Raw genomic sequence first — 20,892 nt, 5'->3', positions numbered from 1 at the left:
AATTAACTTAATCATCCTGTTTAAAAATTTTTAACAGTGCGAATAATAGATTTTTTTTAAAAAGTAAAAACTCTATAACCTTTTTGTTTTTTAATGGTCTAACAGCTTTGAAGAACAGAAAAATATAATACTTAAAAGAATGTTTATTGCTCTATAAGAGCCAAAAAAATTTCGTTGATATCAAAAAAATATTTTTTTGATAATAGTATGTATATAAAAAATAAATGATATTTATCAACATCCTACTGACTTACAAAGGCGACGCACAATAAAAAATATTTTCCAATCCCCTTGAATTAACAAGATCTATTGCAATTTTTGACGAAGACTATTGCACACTTTAGAAAAATTCATTTGCCCCGCATACCGTTCCTTAAGCCATGCCATCACCTTACCGATATCGCGTAATTTTTCTGCCTTTGTTTGTGCCAAAGCTTCACAAAGAACCTGTTCTATTTCCATCTCCTTAAGTTGATAGGGAAGAAATTCACGAATAACTTCTATTTCTGCTTGTCCTCTCTCTGCCAATTCCAAGCAACCAGACTCTTTATAGGCTCGCATCAATTCTTCACGCTGTTTAAGCATTTTAGTGAAAACAGACTGTATCTGCTGATCATCCACTTCTAGCTTCCCTTCATCATAATAAAGAATATCACGATCCCTAACTGCAGCATTCATTAAACGAAGTGTAGCAAGACGCGCACTATCTTGCGCTTTCAAAGCAGCCCTAAGAGCCCCATCAATCTGGTTACGCAACATAAATTTATCCAATTTTTGTTCAAGAAGAAGATGCCTTTTAACCAATCTTTATCCATCTTGCAATGGAGAATAAAAAAATAATTAAGGACTCGATCTTCGAAAAGCTAAAACAAGACTTTACCTCTTCATGGAATGTACTTATACTGCCTATTTCAAGCGAAACGTTACCAGAATAATATACACAGCATCCGCTAAAGGTATGATTTTTGTGTAAAGTTGATCATTATACCTTTCAGAGAATAAATTGTGGATACATACTATGATACAAGCGACTTCACCCAGCCACCCTTGGAGTATCAAAAAACCGACAGCCCTCTTAGTCTTAGCAGATGGAACCGTTATTGAAGGCAAAGGAGCAGGTGCTACAGGTATAGCTGAAGCTGAAGTGTGTTTTAACACCGCCATCACAGGCTATGAAGAAATCCTCACAGACCCGTCATACACACAACAAATCGTTAATTTTACTTTTCCTCATATAGGAAATGTAGGGGCAAATAGCGAAGATATTGAAGATCTCTCTCCTCTCAATTGTCATGGTGCTGTTGGCGCTATTTTCAAAGCAGACATTACACATCCCTCAAATTATCGATCCAATGAAAATCTTCATCAATGGCTTAAAACGCGTAAAATTATTGCACTTTGTGGTATTGATACACGTGCACTCACAATTCTTATTCGTGAAAAAGGTGCACAAAATGCTGTCATTGCACACGATGCTAATGGAAACTTTGATATTCCTTCTTTAAAGAAACGTGCGCAAAAATGGCAAGGTCTCGTCAATCTTGACCTTACGAAAGACGTGACATCTCAATCATCAATGCAATGGAATGAAAAACCATGGAGTTGGAATAAAGGATACGGTACAAACAATGTGCACAATCTTCATATCATTGCAATTGACTACGGTATTAAACGTAATATTCTTCGCCTTATGGCAACACAAAAAGCACGCATTACTGTTGTGCCTGCTCACACAACTGTAAAAGAAATTCTGGCAATGAACCCTGATGGCGTTTTTCTTTCTAATGGACCAGGAGACCCCGCAGCTACGGCTCAATATGCCATTCCAACAATCAAAACATTAATTGATCATAATTTACCAATTTTTGGAATATGTCTTGGTCATCAACTTCTCGCTCTTACGGTTGGTGCAAAGACCGTGAAAATGCACCAAGGACATCATGGTGCCAACCACCCAGTTAAAGACCTTAACACTGGAAAAGTTGAGATTGTATCGATGAATCACGGTTTTGCCGTAGATTCTTCCTCTTTACCACAACATGTTCAAGAAACACATATTTCTCTCTTTGATGGTTCAAACTGTGGTATTCGAATCATTGGAAAACCTGTTTTTTCTGTTCAATATCACCCCGAAGCTTCTCCTGGACCACAAGATAGCCACTACCTCTTTCAGCATTTTAGTGATCTCATTATGAATTATAAAAAAATATCTTAAAATAAAAAGCCTCACCTTTTAACTTCTCTCCTTTAAATTATATCATCTTCCTACGCACAATTATATTATTTTTATACCTACAACTTATTGAATAAATATTCTTATTGATCATTCTAAAACTAAAAAGAGCGCACTGAATAACTTAAATTTTTCTCCCTCCTCTTCTCTTAAGGTCGTATCCATCAAATCATTGGCTTCTCCCCCCAAGCAAGGTAAGTGTATCGATAAAAACTATTTTTAAAAAGAGTAAAGTGTCTAAACTTCAAATAAGCATTTGATTCACAATACAATTTTAAGAATTCTATTGTGCATGAGAAGCATAACTCCTCCTAAAGAATAAAAAAAAATTAAAGTGTGAGACAATGCAACAAATCTCTACTTTTTAAAAGATATTGCCGTAGATGGTTTTGAAAACTGTAAAGCCGAATAAAAAAGTAATAGCAAAACAGAAAACATCTTTTCAATTTTACAACTTTATATTCTTCCAAAATGAGGTTTTCTTTCGATTCCAGAAGTGATGCCAACAAATATAAGCAATATTTTACTTCCAATTTGCCATATAAAATTTGGAATTGTTCATACAATACTGATACATCTAACTCAGATACGTTTTAATCTTTGTTTTCAATATGCTGCTGCATTAGCACTGGATATTAATTTGCAAGCAATAGAAAAAATACGGACTCCCCCTCTACAAACAATATCACAAAATAAAAAAATTATTTTTACTAAATGAGAAGGATATATCGATATTTTATACAACACTTTGTGAAACAAATATCACAAAAACTTTCTGCCTATAAAATGATACATTTTGTTTATCTTGTGCATTCTTTAGCAAAATAGTACGTACCAGCCCCTCTCAACAAATTAACGTACCCGCAAGGCAAAAATAACTGTCGCAACGACAAGAAGAAAAAAGCCTCCAACAAAAGGAGCACCAGAAAAATAAAACAGTGCATTTTTATCTGTAAAACATTCAAAAAGAAACACATAAAAAACAGAACCAAATGTTAAACTCAACGAAATAACAGATGTCATCGCTCCTTGCAGTTCTCCTTGGACATTTGTCGGTACCTGCGCTGAAGCAATCGCACGTATAGGTGCATGAACAAGATATTCAAGCATTGTACACGCACAAACCATATAAACCATCCACCCCTGCGTCGCGAATGTATAGCCCAGCATAGCAACGGAGGCAAACAAAAGCCCCACTATAACAATATGCCAATCACTCCATCGTTTAGAAAAATAAGGCAAAATGAGAGCGACTACAATAAATTGGCCTATCCCAAAAACACTATAGGAGAGTCCAATAGAAAAAGAACTCCAATCATAGCGTTCTTTTGCAATGAAAGCCCAAATGCTTAACCATACAGATTCCGCAAACCAATAAAGAAAAAAGACCAATAACACCCAAAGAACCATCGGGTATTGTTTCAGATGCCAAAAAGCACCTAAGGGATTTGCCCGCTTAATATCAAAAAAGCGCCTATTCCATAAAGAAAGGGTTTCTGGAAGCATAACCCAAGAAAAAATAAAATTAATGAGTGAAAAACCAACAGCAAAATAAAACGGAATACGCGGACCAAACTGACCTAAAAAACCACCAATAAACGATCCTAAAATAAACCCCAATGCGGATGCAATGCCTAACAGACCAAAATTGCGTGTACGGGTTTTATCATCAGATATATCCGCAAGATAAGCTGTACAAGTTGCAAAACTAGCGCCACTTATCCCTGACAAAAGACGTCCGATAAATAACATAGAATAGCTCCATGCTATAGCACATATGAGATTATCAAGAGCAAAGCAGATAATAGAGAGAAGCAAAATAGGACGACGACCATAACGATCAGAGAGATTGCCAATAACAGGAGCAAACAAAAACTGCATCACTGAATAAGCTGCAAGTAATTTTCCTCTTTCTACAAAAGATGTACTGACCTCTTTTCCAGTTAATTGAGAAAAATACTCAGGCAAAACAGGACAAATGATCGCAATACAAAGAATATCTAACAATAAAGTGATGAACACTAAAATGAGCCCACGCTGAGCAAATTTCGGATTGAGCATTTGGTCTTGCATAACATACACACTATTTTACGCATACAATGACTCCCCCGCTCTCTTTTAACTCCCTTTTCCTTTTAAAAGTATTCTATACTGTATACTTTTCACATACAAAATAATAACAAAGTAAAAATTTAAGTAAGAGTCAAGATAAAACTATAAAATTACGTTTTAATTGGTGTATCTTTAGTTGCTATCTCATTGTCAAAGAATAAAAATTTTTTTGCATTATACGAACAAAATATTTGTGCGACAAACTCATGAACAAAATTTCATGAAACACAGAGTATTTCCAATAGTTTTAGAGACATTACGATGAATTTTATCAGACATCATTTTCCCCTCTCATACCACCGTTTTCAGGAATCTCAATTCCATTGGATACGTTAGATATACTATAGTAATTGAAACCTTTTAAAAGATAAGCTCTTAAAAAATTTTCTTACCCTCAGAATATGCTATAAAGTTAAAGCAGCAACACCAGAATAGCTTAACAACGTAAAAAGCTCATCATATTTTTAAAAATATTTATTTGACAATAATTTTGATTAAAAAATAAGTATATTATAGAGAAAAATCCTTTAATTCTATAATCTTAGAAAAGATTCATATCGTTTGCAATTTGTGGAACCTTATTTTATCTTTATATTCATTGATACTCTTAATGATTATATGCTAGCATTAAATCTAAAGATGAACATGATAAGCATTTAAAAAAATAGCACTTTTAGAAATAGTTCGTCATGAATTTTTAATTCAAAAATGGTGTATAAAATGCGAAAAATATCCCTATTAATTCTCATATTAATGTTGGTAACAGGATGTGATGTTCAGGATTCTGATTCACAAGAGAGTATTTTAGAAAATAAAATAAAAACACAACAAACAACCAACGTAAACCTAGATCCCTATACTCTAAATAAATTAAATACTCTTCTCAAAAAACGTTCAGAAACAAATTATCAGGAAAAAGGGGCACTAATTGACTTTCTTTCTGAAGCTTTTTTAGGGACACCTTACCAAGCAAATATGTTACATGGCTCAGAAAATACACCAGAAAAACTGATTATTGACTTTAGAGGCTTAGATTGCTTCACTTATCTGGATTATGTTGAAGCATTGCGCAAATCAACATCCCAAACAGAATTCATAAATAACGTCATAAAAACACGTTATATTAACGGTAATGTTCATTTTTTAAATCGGAAACATTTTTTTACAGATTGGGCTTATAGAGAATATAAACTCGCCACTGATATTACCGCTGAAATAAGTCCCCATGCGATAAAAATAGAAAAATATCTCAACAAAAAAGCTGATGGTGAAAGCTATCTACCAGGGTTGCCAGTTGTGAAACGCACGATAACGTATATTCCAAGTAACTTTATTAATGAGGAGGTTATAGGTCGTTTACAGTCTGGTGATTTCATTGGTATTTATACGAAACTTGCTGGATTGGATGTAACACATGTGGGCTTCTTTATCATGACAGATAAAGGGCCAATGTTAAGAAATGCTTCTTCACGAAAAGAAAACGAAAAAGTCGTTGATTCTCCTTTTATGAATTATGTTGAAAAAACACCAGGAATCATTGTTTTAAGAGCTCTTGAATAACATCATAGCGATATGAAATATCTTCTCTATTCTTAAAATATATACTGTCGTTATTCAGGTAAACATCTAACTTCGTTCAAGCTATACGGATATAATATATTTGTTTACAGTTTTAAGAGAAAAAAGTCGTTTTGATCTAACTTTGTTTATAGGTATGACAAAATCATTTTTGGAGAAATCACGGATTTGTAATCACTTTTACTGGTTGAAAGATTAAAGACAGAAAAGACTCTATTATAGTATCACGCTTTCCTTTCATATTCTCAACCAAGAGTTATCTTTAGATTACCGCTAATCTGATCTTTACGAATATAACGCAAAAAACACAAACGAACGTTTGTAAAAATAAGTAAAAGTAAAGCCAGATATGTTTGGTGTTGTTTCATAAAGTATTTTATAAAAATTCAATCTACCTCTCTCTAATTTATTGCATATAAATTTTTGACTTTATAGCATTGTTTTCCTTATAAAGTCTTTGCTTTTTGTTATTGTCTATCAATTAAAATAGCTTTAATGTAGAAGCATATTTATGATTAGGATGCACCAATACTGTACGAGTCCTTGTAAAATTTTGATGCCAGATTGGAATGAAAATATGAAAGCATCAATTAAAACCAGTTTCTATCTTTAGCATCATTCTTTAGTTCAGCTTTGCGATTTTCTACAGCAACGACAATAATATCCTTCAAAGAGTAGAGACATGAGAATTATTTTTTTTCATTCTTTAATGAGTCCCCATCCTTCATGCAATAAAGAACACTCTAAACAGAATCCATTGTATCGATAAAACAATACATTTATTAGCAACAATAATGATGATTAATCTATGATCACAAAATTTAAAACCCTATTCATAACTTTTATATAAAATTTATAATTAAATCTCATTAAACTTATTACGAAGGCTTCACTCCTCTTCGCCCTAAGAGACGAAACATCTACTCCCAACAGTCTGTAAACAATCCGTTTTCTTAAATGGATTTAAGCTGCTAATCATTTCATGAGATTCACTTACAAAAGAATACAGCGGTAAGTCCTATTTTGAATATTTACTTCATACTCTAAAAACACTTAATAGATCAAATTTTATATGCCTTATCTCACCACACCTTAAATGACAGTGTTTTAACGAAATAGAATAAATCTTGCCTTAAATACTCTGTTTAACCTTGTATACTTGATTGATGCAAAAATAAAATCAACAAAAGAGCATCATCGTATTTTCGAGAGGTATGAATCGCTCCATCATAAAAAAAAGCCCTTATAACATAACAGACAATTCGAAAAAATCTTTTTATATAAAAGGGATCACCGTTGTACCAGGAGGCAATTTTGCCTCATCTTCAGGCTCGACATGAATAGAAATACGCACATTATCAAATTCTTTTTGAAGAACAGCTTCGATTTTATCACAAATTTTATGTGCTTCTCCTACCTGCATTATAGCAGGCACAACCAAATGAAACTCTATAAAAGTAACCCTCCCAGCAACACGCGTCCGCAAATCATGGACCTCAAGCGCACCCGATGCATTTGCAGAAATCAGCTCCCGAATCCGCATGCTTTCATTCAATTCAACGCCAACATCCATTAATCCCTGAACAGCACTTCTAATCACCTTCCAGCCCTGTAAGAGAATATTAACGGCAACGATTATCGCTAAAATTGGATCTAAAGCTCCCCATCCTCCGACAAAACCAGCAATCAAACCAATTAAAATTGCAAGCGACGTAAAAACATCAGTTATAAAATGTACTCCATCAGCTTTAAGAGCCGGTGAGCGATGGAGTTTTCCCTGCCCAATAAGAACCATTCCCCACATACAGTTTATGACAGTTGCAATAAGATGAATAGCAAGCCATATTCCAGGCTTCTGCAACAATTTAACGGTAGAAAGAGCTATCCATGCTTCTCTTAAAATAACAATTGCCGCAATAATAATGAGTACCCCTTCAAGAATTGCGGAAAAATATTCCGCTTTATGATGCCCAAAGGGATGATCATGATCTGCTGGCTTCATACTCACTTTAACAGCCCACCATGCTGCTAATGACGCAAGAATATTAACGATTGATTCCAATGCATCAGAATAAAGTGCAACCGAACCTGTGATGTGATATGCCCAATATTTCAAAGCAAAAACAATACACGCAATAAAAATAGAGTATAAAGTTAAGCTTTGTATATTGATTTTTACATCCATGAACCTCATCCTTTTCTTCACGAAATAGGGAATTAATATTTTCAACCATATCATTATACTTTTGGCATAACGACGATCTTTCCTCAATATTACAGAAGCTTCATCATACAATAAACGCCTCAGCTCACCATTATTATCGTAAAAACTGCTCAGTTACACGAACAGCACCAATAAATAAAGAAGAGAGAAAATAATAGAAAGAAGAGTTTTCCCAAGAGCAATCAAACACATAACCTTCATTATTAATCGTTTTCTGAATAACTTAAAGCCATCTCACTTCTCATAAACGAAAAACTTGTTTTTGCTCAAATCTATCATGATCATGCATTATTTTTCAGTCTTATGATGTGCATTATAACCCATCTATAAGCCATCTTTGCACCTTAGAAAAAATATCTTAGCGCTCTACGGTAATCTTACAGGTCAATAGGATTTTAAAATATGATTTACTAAAAAATTTAGATATAAAAAGAAGAACAATGATTACCCTCAAAAAAAAGAATCTGGGCATTGGGGACCCAGATTCTTTTCCCTTAGAAATTAAGGGCATACAGAACTTGGGAAATAGCGGGGACCCAAGACACTGCACCCGATACAAGAAAAATATATGATTCCGTATCAGTATTTTTACATTATACCTATGGTTGTATATTGTCAACATAAATTCTACCATAAGTTTTAAAAAATATTTTTTTATCTCTTCTTTTTAAATAAAACAAATTCTAACATCTGGAAATCATAAGAGAAAAGCACTAAAAATCTCGCATGCATTTGAATATCATAACAATCAATGAAACAGATGATTCACGCCTAAAAGCCTATCATAATATCCGTGAAAAAGATCTTGTTGGACGGCAACATCAATTTATTGCTGAAGGCAAAGTAACATTGTCCGCATTACTACACTCAAAAGAGTTTTCTGCCATCTCACTGCTCATCGTAGCAAACCGTCTCTCTGGACTTCTACCGCTTTTAGAAAAAACACAGCCCCTATGTCCCATTTATTGCGTTCCACAAAAAGTTATGGATAATATCACCGGCTTCCATGTTCATCGTGGTGTTCTGGGTATTGGTAAACGCAAAATACTGCCATCTTTACAAAGTTTTTTACAACATCTTCCAGAAAAAGCTTTGATTCTTATTTTATGTGGTATCTCGAATCACGATAATATGGGATCAATTTTTCGTAATGCAGCAGCCTTTGCCAGTAATGGCATTATTGTCGACAAAACCTCATGCGACCCACTTTATCGCAAATCAATAAGAGTGTCTGCCGGCGCTGCTTTAAAAGTACCCTATACGCAAAACGCTGATATAGATGACATTATAGCTGCTCTAAACGATGAAAACTTTCATCTTTATGCACTCTCCCCTTCTGCCTCACACACTCTCAAACAAGCCAACAAAAGCAAAAGAATAGCACTTATTTTTGGAACAGAAGGCGATGGCTTACCACTCCACATACTACAACAATCAAACACCTTACGTATTCCCATGACTGACGGTTTTGACAGCCTTAATGTTGCCACAGCCTCAGGTATTGCACTTGCTCATTTTACCAACTTTGACCACTAAAGATGATAACACTTCAAGTTATAGAACATACCCAATGTTGTATGTTATCTACCAGTCTCCAATAATATTGCCGTTCCCTAGCCTTTGAAAGCATTGATAAAAAACATTTTTACATTTTCTTTATCATCACTTTCCACACCCTAACCCCGCTTATGACGTGCAGAAGATATAATTTTGATGGATTCAATCATAAAACAAACTTTCAATGAGAAAATCTTCCGGAAGTCTCTCATTCAAGTTTAAGATTAAAAAATATCATTATAAATCAATTTACTATGCTTTATAAAGCTGTTGTTTTTAGTTCTGAGCAAACAGGATCTTTTGTTTCGAGATTGCATAAAACGCGCTTCAACATCATTTCAGTATCAGCTGCACGTTCTGAATGTGTTACAAATCCTCCCCCAAGAATACGCGCCTCATGACCATTTCCATCATAAAGAACGCAAGCTTGCCCTGGTGCCACACCATTTTCACATTCCAATAAATCAACGGAAAAAATACCTTCTTTATAATGTAAGCGCGCAAGGTGAGGAGGACGCGTTGAACGTACCTTTACAGCCACCTCAATACCTTGAGAAGGGAAATTATCTAACGACTCATCACCAAGCCAATTCACATCACGTAAAAAAAGCTTATGCGTTTCTAACATTTCACGCGGTCCAACAATAACACGTGCATTTTCCACATCGAGATAAACCACATAAAGCGCTTCACCCGTTGACACCCCAATACCACGACGTTGACCAACCGTATAATTAACAATTCCCGAATGTTTACCTAAAATCTTTCCATCAATATGGACAATAACGCCAGGATTAGCTGCTTCTGGACGCAGTTTTGCGATAACATCTGAATATTTTCCTTGTGGAACAAAACAAATATCCTGACTATCATGCTTATTGGCAACCACAAAGCCCATTTCTGCTGCCATTTCACGAACGCGGGCTTTTGGAAGGTCACCAAGTGGAAAACGCAAATAATCAATCTGTTCTTGTGTCGTTGCAAAGAGAAAATAACTCTGATCACGATCATTATCGAGAGGACGAAAGAGTGCTCGATGCGCTCCGTTGGAACGCGAACGAATATAATGTCCCGTAGCCAAAGCATCCGCCCCCAATTCGCGTGCCGTTGCTAATAAATCAGCAAACTTAACCGTTTGATTACATGCAATACATGGTACTGGGGTCTCTCCATGAGCATAACTTTCTGCAAAAGGATCAATAACAGCTTCGCGAAAGCGCTTTTCATAATCAAGAACATAATGCGGTATTCCTAATGTTTCTGCAACGCGGCGTGCATCCTCAATATCTTGTCCTGCGCAACACGCCCCCACCCGATGCGTTGCTTCCCCATGATCATAAAGCTGCAACGTAATGCCAATAACATTATACCCTTCCTTTTTCAAAAGACCTGCAACAACCGATGAATCAACCCCCCCCGACATTGCAACAACAATGCGAGAATCCTCAGGTTGTCCTGGTAAATCAAGACTGTTTAAAAACATGTATTCATTCTCTATTTAATGCTCTGTTTAATGGCTAGCCATATGTTGACATTCTGATGCACGCTCTTTAGCACTTTTACACGATTAATTGTCTTTATATTATTTTTTTATCCTTTCCACAACCATAGGCATTACTTTCTTAAAAGCTGCTGCAAACAAAAAAAGAATGATGGAAATAAGGCATAATGGTAATCGTTTAGGAGAAAACCTTTTTTCTCTTTTGAAAAATCCGGTAAAATATTGCAAGAATCTCTTCTACACACTTCAACTTGAGCTTCTTTTTACATACCCAATCACTTTATTAATTTTTTCTTTCAGCGCTTTTAGCTCTTTTTTAAATTTCATGCTCTATAAACGAATCAAGTCCTTGACTAAAGGTAGAGGATACGAATGAGCAACTTGATAAAAACACAAATGAAATATGTTATTGGGCCAGATGGAAGTCCGCTTACAATTGCCGACCTACCGCCGCAAACAACACGGCGCTGGGTGATTCGTCGCAAAGCTGAAGTTGTTGCGGCTGTCAGAGGTGGATTGTTAAGTCTTGACGAAGCGTGCCACCGTTATACTTTGACTGTAGAAGAATTTCTTTCATGGCAAAGTTTAATCGATGAACACGGTTTAGCGGGATTACGAACGACCAAGATTCAACACTACAGGCATTAAGTTGCCATTGATTAATAACATAAAGCAATCTATAAAACAGCCAAACTTGATAAAAGTTTGGCTGTTTTATACTATATCCAAAAGATAAACCTGAAAGAATGGATTTTTCAATAATTGCTTTTATCATCCAGCCATTAAATTAGCCAACCATTGAATTAGATTGAATCAAAATATCCTTATCATCCGCAGCAATCTTCTTTTCTCGTGCTTCCAAAAGCTGTGCACGTTGCAGCTCTGTATTAGCTTCATGGAGAGCAATTTCAGCATTTGTTTTTTGAAGTTCTAAATCACGAATTGAATTGATCAGATTATCACGTCTTTGCCGCGCTGCACGCGCAAAAGCAGAATAAGCAAAATGGTGAACATCATTGTTTCCAGATTTACGTTCTTCATGAGTAATCTGTGCTTCCAACTCTAACACCATTCGTTCAAATTCTGCGATCATCATCTCAAGCTGTGCAATTTCACGGCGCTTTCCACGCACTTGAAACATCCTCAATCGCACCATATTTTCTCGTGGCTTCATACTCACTACTCCTTGATTGCGCCAACTCAAAACTCGCATTCACACCCAATAAATATCTCTTAGTTATATATCTATCCGACAAAAACAGTCTATTAACTTGAAATTATAATAATTTTTGCCTTGCATTAAAGCATCTGAAAATACAATCTGCTTTAAAGAGCAATAACTATTTCTTTAACTTTTCCCCCATTATAAACTGAAGAGGTTTAAAGCTCAGTAAATAAACACTGAAATTGTAAAAAAGTAATTTATAAAGCTCTTTTACAAATTTTTTTAAGTTAAAGTTTATAGAAAAAGCTCTCCTTTTTTATTATGTTAAAAAATATAGGATTTTTCTAAAATAATTTTGTAGCCTCTTTCAAAAATAAAAATATTTTGTTAACCACTATCATGGATAGTGGGGAATTTAGTAGTGATTGTTACGCGTACTACTGAAATGTTCATAAACGCTTTGTTATAAGTGTTTGATTTAATGAATTGTTTTTATAACAGTGGTTTTGCTAACTGATATAAAATAGAAATGCTCCTTATGATTCGTGAAGGAGCAAAGTGAGGGATCTAAAATGCGCGTATTATTAATTGAAGATGATAGAGCAGTTACTCAAAGCATTGAGTTGATGTTAAAGTCGGCTAACTTTAATGTTTATATCACTGATCTGGGTGAAGAAGGTATCGATTTAGGAAAACTCTATGATTATGATATCATTTTGCTTGATCTGAATTTGCCTGACATGTCAGGGTATGATGTCTTGCGGACTCTAAGGTTGGCAAAAATAAAAACTCCTGTCCTAATCCTTTCTGGTATGAATGCCATTGAAGACAAGGTTCGTGGTTTTGGCTTTGGAGCAGACGACTATATGACGAAGCCTTTTCATAAGGATGAGCTCATTGCACGTATCCATGCAGTTGTTCGTCGTTCAAAAGGACATGCACAATCGGTTATTGTTACCGGAGATCTCACCGTTAACCTTGACACAAAAACTGTCGAAGTTGCAGGGCGCCCTGTTCACTTAACCGGTAAAGAATACCAAATGTTAGAGCTTCTCTCTTTACGCAAAGGTACCACCCTTACCAAGGAAATGTTTCTCAATCATCTCTATGGTGGAATGGATGAACCAGAACTAAAGATTATCGATGTTTTTATTTGTAAATTGCGGAAAAAATTGGAAGCAGTCTCTTCCAGTGTAAATTACATTGATACAGTTTGGGGACGTGGTTATGTATTACGTGATCCAGTTGAAGAGAACGTACGAAAAACCGCTTAAGCAGTGAACATGCACATTGTAAAATCTCGGAGTGTAGCGGGCCGAGATTTTTTCCCGAGATCTTTTCTCTGTTAAAAGTAGAGAACTCGCACACTAAAAATCTCATATAGAAAGCGCTTAAAGCTTAAGAAGTAACCACACCCAATTTACACATATAACCTTATCGCTCATAAGTTCAATCGAAGCCACTTTTCCCAACACAGCTTAAGCGCTTCTCTCTTATTCAAAGCTTTTTTACACTTTCTAAAACAATACAACCATCACTTTCATCAATATTTATTTTCATCTCTGTCATCTGAGCAAGTAACATTGTGTAATAAAATTGGATGACATGTGCATCAATAAGCTCTTCTTGAACTTCTCCACGAAATAACGCAAGAAAATGAGGGGGTATACGGAGAGTTCTACCGAAAACCTCAAATCGAAAAGAACGTTTATTTTCTTCTTGCAAAATCATAACAACAATTTCACCACCACGAGAAACTGTTGCGTTTGCAATCAATAATAAATTAAGCAAAAGTTTAACTTCATCTTTTTCTAACAATAAAGAAGAAGCTTGCCATTTTAAAGTTGCTTTTTCTTCTTTCATATATTGTTGAGCAACCTGCTCTGCAGTCCGTGTATCTATTTGTCCTCCACTTGCACCAGCAAAACCAAAAGCCAATCGCGCAAATTGTAGACGTGCAGCAGCACTCGCAACGGATAAACGCACCAATTGTAAAGCATCTTCTTCAGCTCCTCCTTCATCATAAAGCTCCATTGCATTTTGAATAGCCCCCACAGGTGAAATCAAATCATGGCAAATACGACTACAAAGCAAAGCAGCAAGATCCATAGGCTTCAAAGAAATATCTAACGTCATAATGATTGAAAACTCCTAGATTCAAAAAAACAAACTTTATTTTAAAGAAAAACTCTTAACATCTGATGCATAATAGGAAACATTAACAATCATGCTAAAAAATTCAGAAATAAATTCAAGAATTTAAATAACCTTATATCTTATTTTTTATTTGAATAGAATGAAAATTCTAATATTATCTTTTTGTTTATCACTAATAAAAGGAGAAAACTCCATGGCTCTCTCTCTGCTCAAATACTGGTACAAAAATATTATATCTTTAATCTTCCTTTTATTCATCACCATAAACACTACACAAGCTCGACTAAAACCAATAGAGCAAAACGAACCTCATTATTCACTCCAAGAAATTATTGATTCTGGTCATATTTTTTTTGGAAAAACAGCCAGTGGTCTGGCTGTTGCAATTCAAAATATTTTTTCAAAATACGGTTATCCCAATGCCTATATTTTAGGAGAAGAAGCTTCTGGTGCCTTTTTTGCTGGATTAACCTATGGCGAAGGAATGGTTTTTACCAAAAGCTATGGTCAACATAAAGTTTTTTGGCAAGGTCCCTCAGTAGGATGGGATTTTGGCGGCCAAGGCTCCCGTTTAATGATCTTAGTTTACAATCTTAATGGCATAAATAATTTATGGAGACGCTATGGTGGTATTTCAGGTTCGGCCTATTTAATTGCAGGTGTTGGTTTTCATGTCCTAAAATACCATAATACCTTGTTAATCCCAATACGTACAGGAGTCGGCGCACGCCTTGGTATCAATATAGGATATTTAAAATTAACACATAGACCGACATGGAATCCGTTTTAAACGGTTTCTTATTTGAAAAGGGGTATTATGCTTATTCAATCATTTCTTTTTTTTATACTTGGAGTTGCTTTCACTTCCTGGTTACTGGTGCTTTTATCTCCTTTTATTTGGCGTAAAGCCGTTCATTTTGCGTATAAAGATGTTTGTGCGAAAATGCCATTATCACTCGCGGAAATAGAAGCAAATCATGATTTTCTTCGTGCACAACATGCTGTAGAATTAGCAAACAACCAACAAAAGTACGAATTTTTGCAAAAAAAATATGTCCAACAAAAAATACAACTGAGCCAAGTAACAGAACAATTTTATCGGCTATGCCTCCCCACAAAAGATACTCTCACCAAAGAAGCGATAGCAATCAAACAAAATATCGCCACACTACACACTTCCAAAGGAAAGACAAATGATGCGTGAAAAAGTCGCACACTATCAGCAACGCTTACAAAAAATCCAAACTCATGAGCTGGACACGACCGCTAACCACCAATTGCTAGAAGAACTCCGAGAAGAAACAAAAGAACTTGCAGCAACATTGGCAGCTCAAATAGCGCTACAAGAGGGGAATACATCACCCATCAACACATTGATTCAAAAATCCAAAAGCAAAAATGACCTAGCATCACGTATTCGCCAAAAAATAACTTTTCTCTCCAAAAGCCCTGTTAAATAAGTTATCTTTTAAAACACCTTAAATGAAGAGTAAAATCAACAAAGGTTCATTGTAACTTTCATAACCCAAATCCTTTTTACTAAACGTGACTTTTTTGCTAAGCTAAAGGACAAAGTTTCTTAGCCCATACCGTTCTGTTAAAAAATATCTTCTTGTCTAGAAGCTTCACTTTCTAATCATATCACCGCTCTAAAGGACAACATTTCATAGGTCCTAGAAAGGAAATAATACCAAAATATTGGCCACACACTCTAACAAAAAATACCTTCTAAGATGGATCACCAATAGAGCTTTGACCATAATTTTAAGGATAAAAACACGCTCTCAAGAGTGATAAAAATCTCTTATTTTTTTGATAATCATATCCTGATCCGTTTGTGTCAAGTAAGGATGCATTGGTAAACTTAAAACACACTCTCCTAAAGACTCTGAAACAGAAAGGGAATCTTTTACATAAGGGAAGTGTTTATAAGCTGGCTGTTGATGTAAAGGAGTTTTATAATAAATCATTGTAGGGATAGAATTTTTTTGTAAAAAATCTTTTAATTTATCCCGTTCTTTTACCTTAATCGTATATTGTGCATAAGCAGAACGAATATTTTCTCCTATTTCTGGAACTGTAACAATATCTCTTAAGCCATTGGAATAGCGTTGAGCAATTTCTACACGCTTTTCCATTTCATCTTCAAAAATCGCAAACTTTTCTAGTAAAATTGCAGCCTGAATGCTATCTAGGCGCGAATTCATACCAATACGTACATTGTCATATTGCGTTTCACCTTTACCATGAAACAAAATAGAGCGTAAAAGTTCTGCAAAATGATCATCATTGGTCATCATAGCGCCTCCATCACCATAACATCCTAATGGTTTTGCAGGATAAAAACTTGTAGCAGCCACATCACCAAAAGCACCACACATAGTATTATCGCTTCTCCCCCCCATAGATTGAGCAGCATCTTCAATTACAAAAAGATTTTCCTTTGCAGCCACTTGAGCAATTTGCACATAGTCAGCAGAAAGCCCAAATAAATCAACGGCAATAATAGCCTTTGGCTTTAGACGTCCCTCTTTTTTTACCATTTCGATAGCGTGAGAAAGTTTTTCAACATCAATATTGAATGTATCAGGTAAAACATCGACAAAAACAGGTTCAGCCCCCACCAAAGCAACCACTTCAGCCGTTGCTGAAAATGTAAAACTAGGACAAAAAACAGCATCCCCTAGACCAATATTTTTAGCCATAAGAGGCATCTTCAAAGCATCTGTTCCATTAGCACATGCAATCACATGTTTAACGCCAAGATATTCTGCCAATTTCTCTTCAAATTCTGTTACTTTTGGTCCCAAAATATACTTACCACTAGCGACTACATGCGCAATTGCAGAATTAATTTTATCTTCAATACGCGCACGCTGCGCCCCAAGGTCGATGAATTGCATATTAACTCCATTGATCATCACAAGAATGCAAAAACGCTACCTATCTCTTTTATCTATCATAATTGACATCAGCAGCTGTTAAAATCCGTAAAACCGCAATAGCATCATCACCATTTGTACGAGGTGATTGACGCGTTTCAATACAATGAAGGAAATGCCGTAATTCGCAAGTAAGCGGCAAATCTTCACAAACATCAATATAATTCAGCTCATCCATGCTAAAAGCCCACTCTTGATTTTCTTTCCAAACGGCAAAATGGTGCATTGCCAATTTACGACTCCACGGTTCCATATCATCAAAAACGAGTATAGCCTTTGTTCCAACAACAGTTAAACGCCTCTCACGATAAGAACTCAAGCGTGAAGTAAAAAGATGACTACGCACACCATTTGGAAAAATCATATGAATATGAGAAAAATCAGAAATCTGATCAACGACAGCAGCCCCCTCACCGCGAATTTCGGAAGGTTCACATCCTGTCAACGCCAAAATCATTGAAAGATCATGAGGGGCAAGATCCCATAAAGCATCACTGTGTGTGTGAAATTTTCCAAAGCCTAATCTATGAGAATAAATATATCGCACATCTCCCACATCTCCGTTTTTCACCAATTCACACATTTTTTCAAAAGCTGGATGAAAACGCAAAATATGGCCCACCATAAAAACTCGCTCATAGGCCTCAGCCTCCTGAACTTGGCGTTTAGCATCAGAAACATTCAAGGCTATTGGTTTTTCCACCAAAACATCTTTACCATTTTTAACAGCACGGAGCACATTTTGCGTATGCAATTGTGGCGGCAACGCTAATACCAGCGCATCAATATCTCGATGAGTAAAAAGATCATCTGGTGTAACAACCTCTACACCATACAGTGTTGCAAAACTAGCAGCACGATCATTATCAATATCAGAAACTGCTGCTAAAGCCCCGAGAGAGTGGAGTGTCCGTATATGATTTTCACCCCAATGACCGCATCCTAAAACCGCTACACGTGGCACCATTTTCATGCCTTACCTTACTTTATCATATGAAAATTACACTTTTACATATCGAGGATAAAATAGAATGACAAGAGAAAAGCTTAAAAACGACGCTTGACATCTTACTATTCTACCCCTTATATCCGCAAAAGATGTAATTATTGACAATTATGATTGCTTATTTTGGCGGAGTAGCTCAGTAGGTTAGAGCAGAGGAATCATAATCCTTGTGTCGGGGGTTCAAATCCCTCCTCCGCTACCATTACTTTTTTGTTGTGTGTGTAGCTTACCAACTGTAGCTTGTGTAGCTTACCAACTGTAGCTTGTGTAGCTTGCCAGCGTGTAGCTTGTGTAGCTTGCCAGCGGGTTTTGTATATTTTGCCACTAGGTTTTGTACCAATTTATTTTTTCTCAAAGAGTTTTAAAGTGGTTCTCAAAGGGTATTTAAAGCTCCCTTTAACGCGTTTTTCTGCTCCTATTTTTCCAAATCACTAAAGCATGTAAAGTCGGGTTGAAAGGCAAGGGGAACGATTCCTGTCGGACCATGGCGTTGCTTTGCTATAATAACCTCGGCTTTACCCTTGGCTTGCTCCATTGCCTCTTGCCATTTGTTATACTCAGCGGTGCCTTCTTTGGGTTCTTCATTTTTGAGATAATATTCTTCACGATAAACGAACAAAACAATGTCGGCATCTTGCTCGATTGAACCAGATTCACGTAAGTCGGAGAGTTGTGGACGTTTATCTGTTCGGTTTTCAACTTGACGAGAAAGTTGTGACAAAGCAATGATGGGAATATTGAGTTCTTTTGCAAGTGCTTTTAATCCGGTGGTAATGGCTGTAATTTCTTGAACGCGACTTTCTAATGAACGCTTTGAACCGCTTGTCATGAGTTGGATATAATCGATAATCAAGACATCTAGACCATGTTGTCGTTTAAGACGCCTTGCACGGGCGGACAATTGTGCAAGGGATACACCCCCCGTTTGATCAATGTAAAGAGGGATTGTTTGTAAGGAACGCATTGCGTAAATGATGTTGGTAAATTGCTCTTCTGAGATATTACCACGACGCATATCAGAAGAAGAAACCTTTATTTGTTCTGAGATAATACGAGTTGCAAGCTGTTCAGTTGACATTTCAAGTGAGAAGAAACCTACAATACCCCCTTCATTTTCTTGGCTGTTATCATGACGCTTGCAAGCATTGGCAATATTAAAAGCAATATTGGTCGCCAGAGAGGTTTTCCCCATTCCAGGGCGTCCAGCTATGATAATCAAATCGGATGGCTGTAGCCCCCCCATTTTTTCATCAAGGGTTTTGATATGGGTAGCTATCCCTGAGAGCTGTGAGGAACGCTTTTTTGCAGCGCTTGCCATGTTAAGTGCTTTTGCAATGGCTGTATCAAAGTTTTCAAACCCACCCCCATATTTTCCTTTTTCGGCGAGCTCAAATAACTGATTTTCAATCGTTTCAATTTGTTGGGAAGGTGTAAGTTCGACAGGCGCATCAAAGGCTGTATTGGCAACTTCATTGCCAAGGTTAATCAAAGAGCGTCGGATAAAAAGATCGTAAATAACGCGTCCATAATCCTCAGTGTTAATAATAGTAACTGCCTCTGTGGCTAAGCGAACAACATACTGGTATACAGTAATATCTCCAATTTTTTCTTCCATTTGGATATAGGGCTTGATTGTAATGGGGTTTGCAAGATGACCATTTTGAATAATTTGTAAGACAATCTCAAAGATCTTTTGGTGTAGCGTTTCAAAAAAATGTTCTGCTTTGAGAAAGTCTGAAACGCGATCGAGTGCATTATTATTAATCAGGATTGCTCCAAGTAATGCCTGCTCTGCTTCAATATTATGGGGAAGTTGACGAAAAGAAGAAGCAAAATTATCTCTTGGATTTTCTGTTTTTAGCATGTTCAGTGTTCTCATTGCTTTCTTTTCCCTTGTTTGGTGCCTCGAGTGTGATTTCTGTGGTGTATCCGCTTTGTTTTTCATAGCGGTGGGTGACGGTTGCAGCTTTCCATGGTCCATTGATTTGCCCACGAAACCCTTGAAGGATGAGAGATTGATCCGCCATGATTTCAGGGCGTCCCTCAAGGGTCAAAGAACCACTGCCTACAGCACGACACAACCTGTCCGACTCGGAAGCAGCAGCAGCTCGTGCTTCCTCCTCACAAGTGTAACAAGTGCGAAGACGCCGCACGGGACCGCTAAACCCTGTCTGATGTTTGACTTGGCATTGCTGCCCTTTTGAGCGATCAAAATAAGAAGCTTCAATGGTGCCATATTGCGTGCGTGGCTCTAGGGTAAATTCCCAGTTGGAACAGTCGTGCTTATGGATGTCGAGTGCTGGTAAATTGTCCCCGCTTAAAAATAAAAACTTATTGTCCTTGATCAAAAAACGTGCCCGCATGCGATCGGCAAGGCGGGTTAAAAAATCAACAGCCGATTGATCTGTGCGAATCAC

General features: G+C 36.4%; 17 protein-coding genes, 1 tRNA gene and 1 pseudogene. 9 read left to right on the top strand and 10 right to left on the bottom strand.

Going from position 1 to position 20,892, the window contains the following annotated elements:
* Positions 1-306: 306 nt before the first annotated feature.
* Positions 307-804: a GatB/YqeY domain-containing protein gene (locus ACFINR_RS04420; protein ID WP_375621384.1), complete on the bottom strand. Its 498-nt coding sequence runs from the start codon at positions 802-804 to the stop codon at positions 307-309.
* 214 nt (positions 805-1,018) lie between these two features.
* Between ACFINR_RS04420 and carA the strand changes: the two genes are divergently transcribed.
* Entirely contained in the window at positions 1,019-2,215 is a 1,197-nt protein-coding gene (gene carA, locus ACFINR_RS04415; RefSeq protein ID WP_375632319.1) for a glutamine-hydrolyzing carbamoyl-phosphate synthase small subunit, read from the top strand.
* Positions 2,216-3,085: 870 nt separating this feature from the next.
* Here the strand turns inward: carA and ACFINR_RS04410 are convergent.
* Entirely contained in the window at positions 3,086-4,306 is a 1,221-nt protein-coding gene (locus tag ACFINR_RS04410; RefSeq protein WP_375652689.1) for an MFS transporter, read from the bottom strand.
* A gap of 759 nt (positions 4,307-5,065) precedes the next feature.
* Here ACFINR_RS04410 and ACFINR_RS04405 point away from each other — a divergent pair.
* Complete coding sequence (locus ACFINR_RS04405; RefSeq protein WP_375652687.1) at positions 5,066-5,905, top strand: DUF1460 domain-containing protein; 840 nt, start codon at positions 5,066-5,068, stop codon at positions 5,903-5,905.
* 1,294 nt (positions 5,906-7,199) lie between these two features.
* Here the strand turns inward: ACFINR_RS04405 and ACFINR_RS04400 are convergent.
* Positions 7,200-8,108: a cation diffusion facilitator family transporter gene (locus ACFINR_RS04400; RefSeq protein ID WP_375628783.1), complete on the bottom strand. Its 909-nt coding sequence runs from the start codon at positions 8,106-8,108 to the stop codon at positions 7,200-7,202.
* Between the two features lie 765 nt (positions 8,109-8,873).
* On the opposite strand from ACFINR_RS04400, the gene ACFINR_RS04395 reads away from it, so the two are divergent.
* Positions 8,874-9,683, top strand: coding sequence for a TrmH family RNA methyltransferase (locus ACFINR_RS04395; protein ID WP_375652683.1), 810 nt, complete (start codon positions 8,874-8,876; stop codon positions 9,681-9,683).
* 280 nt (positions 9,684-9,963) lie between these two features.
* Here ACFINR_RS04395 and mnmA read toward each other — a convergent pair whose 3' ends face one another.
* Positions 9,964-11,187, bottom strand: a complete 1,224-nt coding sequence (gene mnmA, locus ACFINR_RS04390) for a tRNA 2-thiouridine(34) synthase MnmA (protein ID WP_375652680.1) — start codon at positions 11,185-11,187, stop codon at positions 9,964-9,966.
* Positions 11,188-11,577: 390 nt separating this feature from the next.
* On the opposite strand from mnmA, the gene ACFINR_RS04385 reads away from it, so the two are divergent.
* Entirely contained in the window at positions 11,578-11,853 is a 276-nt protein-coding gene (locus ACFINR_RS04385) for a DUF1153 domain-containing protein (RefSeq protein WP_273790817.1), read from the top strand.
* A gap of 139 nt (positions 11,854-11,992) precedes the next feature.
* On the opposite strand, the gene ACFINR_RS04380 is transcribed toward ACFINR_RS04385, so the two are convergent.
* Positions 11,993-12,379, bottom strand: a complete 387-nt coding sequence (locus tag ACFINR_RS04380) for a flagellar export protein FliJ (RefSeq protein ID WP_375606932.1) — start codon at positions 12,377-12,379, stop codon at positions 11,993-11,995.
* Positions 12,380-12,942: 563 nt separating this feature from the next.
* Here ACFINR_RS04380 and ctrA point away from each other — a divergent pair.
* Entirely contained in the window at positions 12,943-13,644 is a 702-nt protein-coding gene (gene ctrA / locus ACFINR_RS04375; protein ID WP_273790819.1) for a response regulator transcription factor CtrA, read from the top strand.
* A 223-nt stretch (positions 13,645-13,867) separates the two neighbouring features.
* Here ctrA and chpT read toward each other — a convergent pair whose 3' ends face one another.
* A complete protein-coding gene (chpT, locus tag ACFINR_RS04370) occupies positions 13,868-14,506 on the bottom strand; it encodes a histidine phosphotransferase ChpT (protein WP_375632317.1) in 639 nt (212 codons plus the stop codon).
* A 214-nt stretch (positions 14,507-14,720) separates the two neighbouring features.
* On the opposite strand from chpT, the gene ACFINR_RS04365 reads away from it, so the two are divergent.
* The 3 genes from ACFINR_RS04365 to ACFINR_RS04355 are packed head-to-tail and all read left to right on the top strand — an operon-like array spanning position 14,721 to position 15,987.
* Positions 14,721-15,317, top strand: a complete 597-nt coding sequence (locus ACFINR_RS04365; RefSeq protein WP_375613340.1) for a DUF1134 domain-containing protein — start codon at positions 14,721-14,723, stop codon at positions 15,315-15,317.
* A gap of 27 nt (positions 15,318-15,344) precedes the next feature.
* Positions 15,345-15,731, top strand: a complete 387-nt coding sequence (locus ACFINR_RS04360) for a hypothetical protein (RefSeq protein WP_375611956.1) — start codon at positions 15,345-15,347, stop codon at positions 15,729-15,731.
* Positions 15,721-15,987, top strand: coding sequence for a hypothetical protein (locus ACFINR_RS04355; protein ID WP_375611955.1), 267 nt, complete (start codon positions 15,721-15,723; stop codon positions 15,985-15,987). Before ACFINR_RS04360 ends, ACFINR_RS04355 begins: the two co-directional genes overlap by 11 nt.
* Before the next feature lie 324 nt (positions 15,988-16,311).
* Here ACFINR_RS04355 and ACFINR_RS04350 read toward each other — a convergent pair whose 3' ends face one another.
* Together ACFINR_RS04350 and ACFINR_RS04345 are read right to left on the bottom strand one after the other, a co-directional pair.
* On the bottom strand, positions 16,312-17,430 hold the full coding sequence (locus ACFINR_RS04350) for a DegT/DnrJ/EryC1/StrS family aminotransferase (protein WP_375628772.1): 1,119 nt from the start codon (positions 17,428-17,430) through the stop codon (positions 16,312-16,314).
* 49 nt (positions 17,431-17,479) lie between these two features.
* A complete protein-coding gene (locus tag ACFINR_RS04345; protein ID WP_375631206.1) occupies positions 17,480-18,436 on the bottom strand; it encodes a Gfo/Idh/MocA family protein in 957 nt (318 codons plus the stop codon).
* Positions 18,437-18,600: 164 nt separating this feature from the next.
* Between ACFINR_RS04345 and ACFINR_RS04340 the strand changes: the two genes are divergently transcribed.
* Positions 18,601-18,677 (top strand) — tRNA-Met (locus ACFINR_RS04340).
* Positions 18,678-18,890: 213 nt separating this feature from the next.
* On the opposite strand, the gene ACFINR_RS04335 is transcribed toward ACFINR_RS04340, so the two are convergent.
* Positions 18,891-20,354, bottom strand: a complete 1,464-nt coding sequence (locus ACFINR_RS04335) for a replicative DNA helicase (protein WP_375652678.1) — start codon at positions 20,352-20,354, stop codon at positions 18,891-18,893.
* Positions 20,311-20,892: pseudogene (locus ACFINR_RS04330) on the bottom strand (phage late control D family protein); the annotation flags it as partial. The gene ACFINR_RS04335 and the pseudogene ACFINR_RS04330, both read right to left, overlap by 44 nt.

The organism is Bartonella sp. AP19HLJMH (assembly GCF_042196245.1).
Lineage (GTDB): Bacteria > Pseudomonadota > Alphaproteobacteria > Rhizobiales > Rhizobiaceae > Bartonella.
This window is presented reverse-complemented; position numbering and strand designations above follow the sequence as displayed.

Excerpts from the sequence above, each read along its gene's own strand:
- ctrA (WP_273790819.1), top strand. The coding sequence starts at position 12,943 with ATGCGCGTATTATTAATTGAAGATGATAGAGCAGTTACTCAAAGCATT.
- ACFINR_RS04350 (WP_375628772.1), bottom strand. The coding sequence starts at position 17,430 with ATGCAATTCATCGACCTTGGGGCGCAGCGTGCGCGTATTGAAGATAAA.
- ACFINR_RS04385 (WP_273790817.1), top strand. The coding sequence starts at position 11,578 with ATGAGCAACTTGATAAAAACACAAATGAAATATGTTATTGGGCCAGAT.
- ACFINR_RS04345 (WP_375631206.1), bottom strand. The coding sequence starts at position 18,436 with ATGGTGCCACGTGTAGCGGTTTTAGGATGCGGTCATTGGGGTGAAAAT.
- mnmA (WP_375652680.1), bottom strand. The coding sequence starts at position 11,187 with ATGTTTTTAAACAGTCTTGATTTACCAGGACAACCTGAGGATTCTCGC.
- ACFINR_RS04360 (WP_375611956.1), top strand. The coding sequence starts at position 15,345 with ATGCTTATTCAATCATTTCTTTTTTTTATACTTGGAGTTGCTTTCACT.
- chpT (WP_375632317.1), bottom strand. The coding sequence starts at position 14,506 with ATGACGTTAGATATTTCTTTGAAGCCTATGGATCTTGCTGCTTTGCTT.
- ACFINR_RS04365 (WP_375613340.1), top strand. The coding sequence starts at position 14,721 with ATGGCTCTCTCTCTGCTCAAATACTGGTACAAAAATATTATATCTTTA.
- ACFINR_RS04400 (WP_375628783.1), bottom strand. The coding sequence starts at position 8,108 with ATGGATGTAAAAATCAATATACAAAGCTTAACTTTATACTCTATTTTT.
- ACFINR_RS04355 (WP_375611955.1), top strand. The coding sequence starts at position 15,721 with ATGATGCGTGAAAAAGTCGCACACTATCAGCAACGCTTACAAAAAATC.
- ACFINR_RS04410 (WP_375652689.1), bottom strand. The coding sequence starts at position 4,306 with ATGCAAGACCAAATGCTCAATCCGAAATTTGCTCAGCGTGGGCTCATT.
- ACFINR_RS04380 (WP_375606932.1), bottom strand. The coding sequence starts at position 12,379 with ATGAAGCCACGAGAAAATATGGTGCGATTGAGGATGTTTCAAGTGCGT.
- ACFINR_RS04405 (WP_375652687.1), top strand. The coding sequence starts at position 5,066 with ATGCGAAAAATATCCCTATTAATTCTCATATTAATGTTGGTAACAGGA.
- ACFINR_RS04335 (WP_375652678.1), bottom strand. The coding sequence starts at position 20,354 with ATGAGAACACTGAACATGCTAAAAACAGAAAATCCAAGAGATAATTTT.
- ACFINR_RS04395 (WP_375652683.1), top strand. The coding sequence starts at position 8,874 with ATGCATTTGAATATCATAACAATCAATGAAACAGATGATTCACGCCTA.
- carA (WP_375632319.1), top strand. The coding sequence starts at position 1,019 with ATGATACAAGCGACTTCACCCAGCCACCCTTGGAGTATCAAAAAACCG.